The organism is Priestia sp. 53B2 (genome assembly GCF_056099005.1).
In genome coordinates this window covers 1-241 of the sequence record NZ_JBLZXA010000111.1, presented here as the reverse complement: position 1 = coordinate 241, position 241 = coordinate 1, and the positions used below count along the sequence as shown (strand labels likewise).

At 39.4% G+C, this 241-nt stretch carries 1 rRNA gene; it reads right to left on the bottom strand.

What is annotated here, in order from left to right:
- Positions 1-142: 142 nt before the first annotated feature.
- A 23S ribosomal RNA gene (locus ACN6NE_RS31375) occupies positions 143-241 on the bottom strand; the annotation flags it as partial.

Here is a 241-nt window from a genome sequence, read left to right as displayed (position 1 = left end):
AACGGGTGTGACCTCTTCGCTATCGCCACCAGACATATTATATTATACATGATTTCCAAAAGAAAGCAAGACTTTTTTGAAAAGTTTTGTTCTCTCAAAACTAGATAACAGTTCGCTGAGTAAAGCTTACGCTTTTAAAGTTTTGGTTAAGTCCTCGATCGATTAGTATCAGTCAGCTACACATGTCGCCACGCTTCCACCTCTGACCTATCAACCTGATCATCTTTCAGGGATCTTACTA